The 8,566-nt window shown below is 71.7% G+C and carries 8 protein-coding genes; 6 read left to right on the top strand and 2 right to left on the bottom strand.

The genetic code is table 11. The features are described from left to right. The first annotated feature begins 225 nt into the window (after window positions 1-225). The 5 genes from WFH32_RS17735 to WFH32_RS17715 all read left to right on the top strand — a co-directional run bounded on the left by WFH32_RS17735 (window position 226) and on the right by WFH32_RS17715 (window position 4,512). On the top strand, window positions 226-507 hold the full coding sequence (locus WFH32_RS17735; RefSeq protein ID WP_336708629.1) for a DUF4166 domain-containing protein: 282 nt from the start codon (window positions 226-228) through the stop codon (window positions 505-507). A gap of 84 nt (window positions 508-591) precedes the next feature. Further along, a complete protein-coding gene (gatC, locus tag WFH32_RS17730; RefSeq protein ID WP_030152198.1) occupies window positions 592-888 on the top strand; it encodes an Asp-tRNA(Asn)/Glu-tRNA(Gln) amidotransferase subunit GatC in 297 nt (98 codons plus the stop codon). Beyond that, window positions 888-2,405, top strand: a complete 1,518-nt coding sequence (gene gatA, locus WFH32_RS17725) for an Asp-tRNA(Asn)/Glu-tRNA(Gln) amidotransferase subunit GatA (protein WP_336708627.1) — start codon at window positions 888-890, stop codon at window positions 2,403-2,405. The genes gatC and gatA overlap by 1 nt, the downstream gene beginning before the upstream one ends. Then, complete coding sequence (gene gatB, locus WFH32_RS17720; protein WP_191797394.1) at window positions 2,402-3,910, top strand: Asp-tRNA(Asn)/Glu-tRNA(Gln) amidotransferase subunit GatB; 1,509 nt, start codon at window positions 2,402-2,404, stop codon at window positions 3,908-3,910. The genes gatA and gatB overlap by 4 nt, the downstream gene beginning before the upstream one ends. A 29-nt stretch (window positions 3,911-3,939) precedes the next feature. Next, complete coding sequence (locus WFH32_RS17715; RefSeq protein WP_307822614.1) at window positions 3,940-4,512, top strand: GNAT family N-acetyltransferase; 573 nt, start codon at window positions 3,940-3,942, stop codon at window positions 4,510-4,512. Window positions 4,513-4,581: 69 nt separating this feature from the next. Here the strand turns inward: WFH32_RS17715 and WFH32_RS17710 are convergent, their stop codons facing one another. Continuing rightward, window positions 4,582-5,973 (bottom strand): cryptochrome/photolyase family protein, encoded by a 1,392-nt coding sequence (locus tag WFH32_RS17710; RefSeq protein WP_336708624.1) that lies wholly within the window; start codon window positions 5,971-5,973, stop codon window positions 4,582-4,584. A 97-nt stretch (window positions 5,974-6,070) separates the two neighbouring features. Here WFH32_RS17710 and WFH32_RS17705 point away from each other — a divergent pair, with 97 nt between their 5' ends. Further along, window positions 6,071-7,633 (top strand): peptide MFS transporter, encoded by a 1,563-nt coding sequence (locus WFH32_RS17705; protein WP_191797398.1) that lies wholly within the window; start codon window positions 6,071-6,073, stop codon window positions 7,631-7,633. Between the two features lie 92 nt (window positions 7,634-7,725). Here the strand turns inward: WFH32_RS17705 and WFH32_RS17700 are convergent, their stop codons facing one another. Then, the gene (locus WFH32_RS17700; RefSeq protein WP_191797400.1) at window positions 7,726-8,322 is read right to left on the bottom strand and encodes a DoxX family protein; all 597 of its coding nucleotides are present in this window, start codon (window positions 8,320-8,322) and stop codon (window positions 7,726-7,728) included. Window positions 8,323-8,566: the final 244 nt, after the last annotated feature.

Here is an 8,566-nt window from a genome sequence, read left to right as displayed (position 1 = left end):
AGCTAAGCCTCTCAGCGCCGATGGTACTGCCCTGGAGACGGGGTGGGAGAGTAGGTCGCCGCCGGACAACCATTCACCAAAGGCCCACCCCAACAGGGGTGGGCCTTTGGCATACCCGGACCCCATCACCCCGCCGCGACGCCCACGACCGGAGCCTCCACGTCCTCGGCCCGGGCACGGTCCGCCCTCCGTCACCGAGACAGGCCGCGGTACCAGCCTGCTCGCATGGCCGAACGAGGGATCTACGTTGAACTGATCCTGACGTCCGGTGCGCAGCGTTTCTACGAAGGTCCGCTGGGGTTCCGTTTCCCCCTCCTTATGAGCGGCCGTGCCCACCTCCACGAGTGGTACGACGAGGCCGCCGAGGTGTTCCGTGTCGACCTCGAGGTGACGAACGACCGGTTCGGCTTCCTCTTCGGGCATCGCGGGTCGTTCACGTGCGAGTGGACCTCCGCGCACGACGCTCCCGAGCGGCTCACGCCCCGTCGCCACGAGGCGCGGACCTGACCCGCGACACCCGCGACGCGGCCCGCCGCGCGGCGGGCCGGGACGCCCCGGTGAGCGCCGTCGTCGGGCACTAGACTGGCGACCATGTCCACCATCTCCCGTGATGAGGTCGCGCGCGTCGCCGTGCTGGCCCGCATCGACCTCCGGCCCGAGGAGCTCGACCGCCTCGCCGGCGAGCTCGACGTCATCGTCGATGCGATCGCCCAGGTGAGCGAGGTCGCCACTCCTGACGTCCCCGCCACGAGCCACCCGCTGCCGCTGACCAACGTCTTCCGTGACGACGTCCCCGTGCCGCCGCTGCCCGTCGAGGACGTCCTCGCCGCAGCACCGGCCAGCGAAGACGGACGCTTCAGCGTCCCGCAGATCCTCGGGGAGGAATGATGAGCAACGACCTGACGCGGCTGAGCGCCGCGGACCTCGCCGCGCACCTGGTCTCGGGCGAGGTGAGCAGCGTCGAGGCGACGCAGGCGCACCTCGACCGCATCGGCGACGTCGACCCCGCGGTCCACGCGTTCCTGCACGTGAGCACCGAGGACGCCCTCGCGACGGCTCGTGACATCGACTCGCGCCGCGCCGCGGGCGAGGACCTGCACCCGCTCGCGGGCGTGCCGATCGCCGTCAAGGACGTCGTGGTGACCAAGGGTCTCCCGACGACGGCCGGCTCCAAGATCCTCGACGGCTGGATCCCTCCGTACGACGCGACGCTCGTCGAGCGCATCCGTGCCGCGGGCCTGCCCATCCTCGGCAAGACCAACATGGACGAGTTCGCCATGGGCTCCTCGACCGAGCACTCGGCGTACGGGAACACCCACAACCCCTGGGACCTCGACCGCATCCCCGGCGGCTCGGGCGGCGGCTCGGCCGCGGCCGTCGCCGCGTACGAGGCCCCCCTCGCGATCGGCACCGACACGGGCGGCTCGATCCGTCAGCCCGGCGCCGTGACCGGCACGGTCGGAGTCAAGCCCACCTACGGCGGCGTCTCCCGCTACGGCCTCATCGCCATGGCGTCCTCGCTCGACCAGGCGGGCCCCGTCACGCGCACCGTCCTCGACTCGGCGCTCCTGCACGAGCTCATCGGCGGCCACGACCCCCGTGACTCGACCTCGATCAACGAGGACCTCCCGCTCCTCGTCGACGCGGCCCGCCAGGGTGCGATCGGCGACCTGCGCGGCCTGCGGGTCGGCGTCGTCTCCGAGCTCTCGGGCGAGGGCTACCAGGAGGGCGTGAGCGCGCGCTTCGCGGAGTCGCTCGACCTGCTGCGCTCGCTCGGCGCCGAGATCATCGAGGTCTCGTGCCCGCACTTCAAGTACGCGCTCGGCGCCTACTACCTGATCATGCCGAGCGAGGCGTCGAGCAACCTCGCGAAGTTCGACGGCATGCGCTTCGGCCTGCGCGTCGAGCCTGAGGACGGCCCGATCACCGCAGAGCGCGTCATGTCCGCGACCCGCGGCCAGGGCTTCGGTGACGAGGTCAAGCGCCGCATCATCCTGGGCACCTACGCCCTGTCGGCGGGCTACTACGACGCCTACTACGGCAGCGCGCAGAAGGTCCGCACGCTCATCCAGCGCGACTTCGACGCGGCGTTCGCGCAGGCGGACGTCCTGGTCTCCCCGACGGCCCCCACCACGGCCTTCAAGTTCGGCGAGAAGCTCGACGACCCGCTCGCGATGTACCTCAACGACGTCGCGACGATCCCCGCGAACCTCGCGGGCGTCCCCGGCATGTCGCTGCCGAACGGTCTCTCGGACGACGGCCTGCCCGTCGGCTTCCAGATCCTCGCGCCGGCCAAGGCCGACGACCGTCTGTACCGCGTGGGTGCCGCCCTCGAGGGCGCCCTGGAGAACACGTGGGGCGGGCCGCTGCTGGCCAAGGCCCCGGAGCTGGAGGTCGCGCGATGAGCGCACACGCAACCGTGGACCTGGTCGACTACGACGAGGCCGTCCGCCGCTACGACCCGGTCATCGGGATCGAGGTGCACGTCGAGCTCGGCACGAAGACCAAGATGTTCTGCGCGGCCGAGGTCGAGTTCGGCGGCGAGCCCAACACGCAGGTGACCCCGGTGAGCCTCGGCCTGCCCGGTGCGTTGCCCGTCGTCAACGGCAAGGCCGTCGAGTACGCGATCAAGATCGGGCTCGCGCTCAACTGCCAGATCGCCGAGTCGTGCCGCTTCGCCCGGAAGAACTACTTCTACCCGGACGTGCCGAAGAACTTCCAGACGTCGCAGTACGACGAGCCCATCGCGTTCGACGGCTACCTGGACGTCGAGCTCGAGGACGGCACGATCTTCCGTGTCGACATCGAGCGCGCGCACATGGAGGAGGACGCCGGCAAGAACACCCACGTGGGTGGTTCGACCGGTCGTATCCACGGCGCCGAGTACTCGCTCGTCGACTACAACCGTGCGGGCATCCCGCTCGTGGAGATCGTCACGCGCCCCATCACGGGCGCGGGCGAGCGCGCCCCGGAGGTCGCTCGTGCGTACGTCCAGACGCTGCGCGACATCTTCCGCGCTCTCGACGTGTCGGAGGCGCGCATGGAGCGCGGCAACGTCCGCGCGGACGTGAACCTGTCGCTGCGCGCGACCCCCGAGTCCCCTCTGGGCACGCGCACCGAGACCAAGAACGTGAACTCGTTCCGCTCGATCGAGCGCGCCGTCCGCTACGAGGTCTCGCGCCAGGCGGCGGTCCTCGACGAGGGCGGCACGGTCATCCAGGAGACGCGTCACTGGCACGAGGACACGTCGATCACGACCGCCGGTCGCGTGAAGTCCGACGCCGAGGACTACCGCTACTTCCCGGAGCCGGACCTGGTCCCGGTCGCCCCGAGCCGTGACTGGGTCGAGCAGATCCGTGCCACGCTGCCCGAGCTGCCCGTGGCCCGCCGCAACCGCCTCCAGGGCGAGTGGGGCTACGCCGACGCCGAGATGCGCGACGTCGTCAACGCGGGTGCGCTCGACCTCATCGAGGCCACCGTCGCGGCCGGGGCGAGCCCCGCAGCCGCTCGCAAGTGGTGGATGGGCGAGCTCGCCCGGTACGCCAAGACGAGCGAGACCGAGCTCGCGGAGATCGCGGTCACGCCGACGCAGATCGCCCAGCTCCAGGCCCTCGTGGACTCGGGGCGCATCAACGACAAGCTGGCCCGCCAGGTGCTCGAAGGCGTCCTCGCCGGCGAGGGAGACCCGGAGGCCGTCGTGGTCGCACGCGGCCTGGAGGTCGTGTCGGACGACGGCGCTCTCCTCACCGCGATCGACGCGGCCCTCGCGGCGCAGCCCGACATCGTCGAGAAGGTGCGCTCGGGCAACATGGGGCCGATCGGTGCGATCATCGGTGCGGTCATGAAGGCCACCAAGGGCCAGGCCGACGCCGGTCGCGTCCGCGAGCTGGTCATCGAGCGGATCGGCTGATCCGTGCCCCGGACGACGGAGGTGGTCGCGTGACGCGCGGACCGGAGCTCGTCGGCGAGATGATGCGGCTGCGGCCCATCGAGGCTCGCGACGCCGAACGCATGTGGGAGTCCGTCCAGGACCCGGAGTCGAACCGGCTCACGGGGACGACGGCGGAGTTCACGCGCGAGCAGATCGACGAGTGGGCTGCGACGATCAGCGACCGTGAGGGCCGTTACGACTGGGCCATCACCTCGGCGGCCCAGCGCGACGGTCAGCTCGTGAGCGACGAGATGATCGGCGAGATCGTCCTCAACGACATCGACGAGCACGCGCTCTCGGCCAACCTCCGCCTTGTCCTGCTCACGAACTACCGTGGGCGCGGCTACGGGCGCGAGGCGATCTTCGAGGTGCTGCGCTTCGCGTTCGACCACCCCGAGGGCCCGCACCTGCACCGGGTGAGCCTCGACGTGCTCAGCATCAACCCTCGGGCGCGCATGCTCTACGAGTCGTTGGGCTTCCGTGAGGAGGGCCGCCTCCGGGACGCGTTCCGGGACGGTGACGGCTGGGCGGACGCGGTCGTCATGAGCATCCTCGAGGACGAGTTCCGCGCGGGGCTCTGAGGAACCTCCTCACCGCCTGGCAGGACGGGCGTGACCTTCGGGTCACGCCCGTCCTGCCATGTCCGGGCGTCATCGCCCCCGGCCGCGCTCGAAGTCCTCGAGCGACACCTTGCGCTCGAGCGCGTGGTCGACGACCCGCTCGGGGTACCCGGGCGCGGCACCGGCCAGCTTCCAGGGCTCGTGCACGGCCTTGCCGGCGATGCCCCGCAGCTCGGGGACCCACTCGCGCACGTACGCGCCGTCGGGGTCGAACTTCTGCCCCTGCGTGACGGGGTTGAAGATCCGGAAGTACGGCGCCGCGTCGCGCCCGGTCCCGGCGACCCACTGCCAGTTGAGCTGGTTCTGCGACACGTCGCCGTCGACGAGGTGCGCCATGAAATGCTCGGCGCCGCGCTGCCAGCGCACGTGCAGGTCCTTGACGAGGAACGACGCGACGATCATGCGCACGCGGTTGTGCATCCAGCCCGTCCCGAGGAGCTGACGCATCCCGGCGTCGACCACGGGGTAGCCCGTGCGCCCCTCGCGCCACGCGGCGAGCATCGCGTCCTCGGCGGCCCCCGTCGCCCACGCGTCCTCGGGGACCACCGTGCGCAGCGACCGCCTCGCGGCGCCCGGATGGTGGAACAGGACGTCGGCGTGGAACTCGCGCCACGCGAGCTCGGAGCGGTAGGTCGCGGCAGCCTCCTCGGGCACCGCGCCCGAGCGCACGGCCGACGCGAGGTCGGCGAGCAGTGTGCGCGGGTGGATCTCGCCCCACTTGAGCGCGGGGGACAGGTACGAGGTCCCGACGAGGTCCGGACGGTCGCGGTCGGTCGGGTAGTCCGCGAGCCCGTCGGCGAGGAAGGCGCGCCAACGAGCGAGTGCCGCGGCCTCGCCCGCCTCGGGCAGGCGCGCCCCCGGCTCGGGCGCGTCCGGGAGACCGTCGGACGCGAGCGCGGCCCATGCGACGTCGTCGGGCAGGGGAGCGGGGGCCCGCCACCCGTGCTCGAGCCACGCCGTACGGAACGGCGTGAAGACCTGGAAGGGCGTGCCGCCGCGCGTGCGGACGCGGCCCGGTGCGACCGCGTACGGCGACCCCGTACGGCGCAACCGCACACCGGCGGTGGCGAGCGCCTCCTCGACCGCGTCGTCGCGGCGGCGCCCGTACGGCTCGTAGCTCGCGGCGACGTGGACGCTCCGGGCGCCGACCTCGGCGCAGACCGCGGGCACGACCGCGCGCGGGTCGCCGTGGCGCACCACGAGCCGACCGTCCGTCGATGCGTGCAGCGCACGCAGGCTGCGGGCCAGGTACGCCTGCCGCACGGGCCCGGCGGTCGCCCAGAGCGCGGGGTCCAGGACGTACAGCCCGACGACGTCGCTCCCCTCTGCGCGCGCCTCGCCCACGGCCTCGCCGAGAGCCGGGTTGTCGGCCAGGCGCAGGTCGCGGCGGAACCACAGGACGGTCGGTGCAGGGGAGGGCATCCGCCCACGCTAGCCCGTGTCTCACGGGCCCGCGCAGGTGCGTCTCGTCGGGTGCTCAGCAGTCGCCGGTCGTCACCGCCGGTGGCAGCATCGATCCATGAGCGGTAACGACGAGAGGCCCGTCCAGCCCGACCTCCCGGATCCCCGGCTCGAGGCCGAGACGGCCGCCGCAGCGGGGCGGATCCCGCGCGACCACGCCTTCTTCGGGCACCCGATCGGGCTGATGACCCTGTTCACGACCGAGCTGTGGGAACGGTTCAGCTACTACGGGATGCGGGCCATCCTCCTCTTCTACCTGACGGACACCATCGCGAACGGCGGCCTCGCGCTCGACGAGGTCACGGGGCTCGCCCTGGTCTCGATCTACGGCACGGGCGTGTACCTGCTCTCGGTCGTCGGCGGCTGGCTCGCGGACCGGGTCATCGGTTCCCGGCGCTCGGTGCTGTACGGCGGCATCGTCATCGCGGCGGGGCACGTCTCGCTGACGATCCCGGGGGCCGGCTTCTCGATGCTCGGCATCGCGCTCGTGGCGCTCGGCACCGGTCTGCTCAAGCCCAACGTGTCGTCGATGGTCGGCGAGCTGTACGCGCGCAACGACCCCCGCCGCGACTCGGCCTTCTCGATCTTCTACATGGGCATCAACCTGGGCTCGCTCGTCTCCCCGATCATCGTCGGGTTCGTCAACCGGCAGTGGGGCTACCACGCGGGCTTCGCGGTCGCGGCGGTCGGCATGGCCATCGCCCTCGTGTTCTTCGTGGCGGGGCGCAAGTACCTGGGCGGTGCGGGCGACTCGGTGCCGAACCCGATCCACCCCGAGGAGTACCCGAAGCTCGTCCGGATCGGGCTCGTCATCCTCGCGGGGCTCGTCGTCGCGGCGCTCGTCGCGTGGGCGGTCTCGGGGGCCTTCGGGATCTCGACGTTCATCGACACGCTGTCCTACGTCGCGTTCGCCGCCCCCATCGCCTACTTCATCGTGATGTTCCGCTCGCCCAAGGTCACCGCGCCCGAACGCTCACGCCTCACGGCGTACATCCCGCTGTTCGTCGCCGCGATGCTGTTCTTCATGATCTTCGAGCAGGCGGCCACGACGCTCTCGAGCTTCGCGAAGAACCGCACCGAGCTCTCGTTCTTCGGCGTCCCGATCGAACCGGCCTTCTTCCAGTCCGTGAACCCGTTCTCGATCGTGGTCCTGGCGCCGGTGTTCGCGTGGATCTGGGTCAAGACCAAGGACCGTCCGCCGACGGCCGTGAAGTTCGCGATGGGCCTGACCCTGGCCGCGCTGTCGTTCGTGTGGCTCGCAGGCGCGTCGGCGATCTTCGCCGACGAGAAGGCGCCCGCGTGGGTGCTCGTGTCGGTGTACGTCATCCAGACGCTCGGCGAGCTGTGCCTGTCGCCCGTGGGCCTCGCCGCGACGACCCTGCTCGCGCCCCGGGCCTTCCGGAGCCAGGCCATGGCGCTGTGGTTCCTCGCGCCGGCCGCGGGTCAGGCCATCACGGCCCAGATCGTCCAGGTCACCGAGGGCGCCTCGGACACTGCGTACTTCGGTGCGGTGGGCGGCATCACGATGGTGTTCGCGCTGATCCTCTTCGCGATCGCGCCCTGGGTCACGCGCCACATCCGCCACGCGGACGAGCAGGAGGAGGCTGCGGCGGTCGCCTGACGCTCGCCCTGCAGGGACGCACGTGCCCGACGGCGCCGCGGGCCCGGTTGCACCGACGCACCCGGGCACGCTCCGCCGTCGGGCAGGGGGCGTCAGCGCATCCAGCCCGGCACGCCCACGCGCGCCGCGACCCGGCCCAGGCCGAACGTCTCGCCCGCGCGGGTCAGCGCGACGACGATCACGACGAGAGCCGTCACGACGTGGTCGTCGACGACCGGATTGTTCGAGCCCGCGGCCAGGGGCCATGTGGTGACCCACAGCAGCGCCATGAGGAGCGTGCCCGAGACCGCGGCGACCCGCGTCCCCACACCCAGCAGCAGCGCGAGCCCGGTCAGGCCCATGCCGAGCATGAAGAGCCAGTCGGTGGCCGGGCCCGCCATCTCGACGAACGGTCCCGAGAGCGGCCCCTCGAGCGAGGACAGGTAGCCCGTGGTCGGCGAGCCGCCGTTGAGCCACGCCCGCTCGGACGGCGTCGCGTAGCCCAGGCCCAGCGTCTTGTCGAGCACGGGCCACAGGAAGACGAACGAGATCGCGATGCGCAGGACCGCGAGGGCGCCGCGTGCGGCGGCGCTCGTCACGACGCGCTCGCCCGTGACGGGTGCGGTCGTCGGGGTGTCGGTGTCCGAGGGGTCGGTGCCGGTCGACGTGGAGCGAGCGCTCCGGTTCGTTGCAGCGGTGGCCTGGCTCATGAGGGCTGGTCTCCCTGATCGGTGGTGGCTCGTCCGGTGGGGCGCGGGGCGCCGGGGATACCGGGGTCGCCGGGGATGGGAAGGGGGTCTGGCTGCGAGGGGCCGCGGTCCGTCACGACCGTCGTGTCGACGGCACGCATCGGCGGGCGAGCGGCGTGCGGTGCACTACCGGGGCAGCCCTGCCAACCTCCCACCCGGGTGAAGTTCGCTGCAACCTTTTGAGCAGATTGACGGGTTTTCCCGT

The sequence above is a fragment of the Oerskovia sp. USHLN155 genome (assembly GCF_037145535.1).
Taxonomy (GTDB): Bacteria; Actinomycetota; Actinomycetes; order Actinomycetales; family Cellulomonadaceae; genus Oerskovia; species Oerskovia rustica.
Note: the sequence above shows the minus strand (reverse complement) of the source record. Positions and strands in the feature narration are given on the sequence as shown.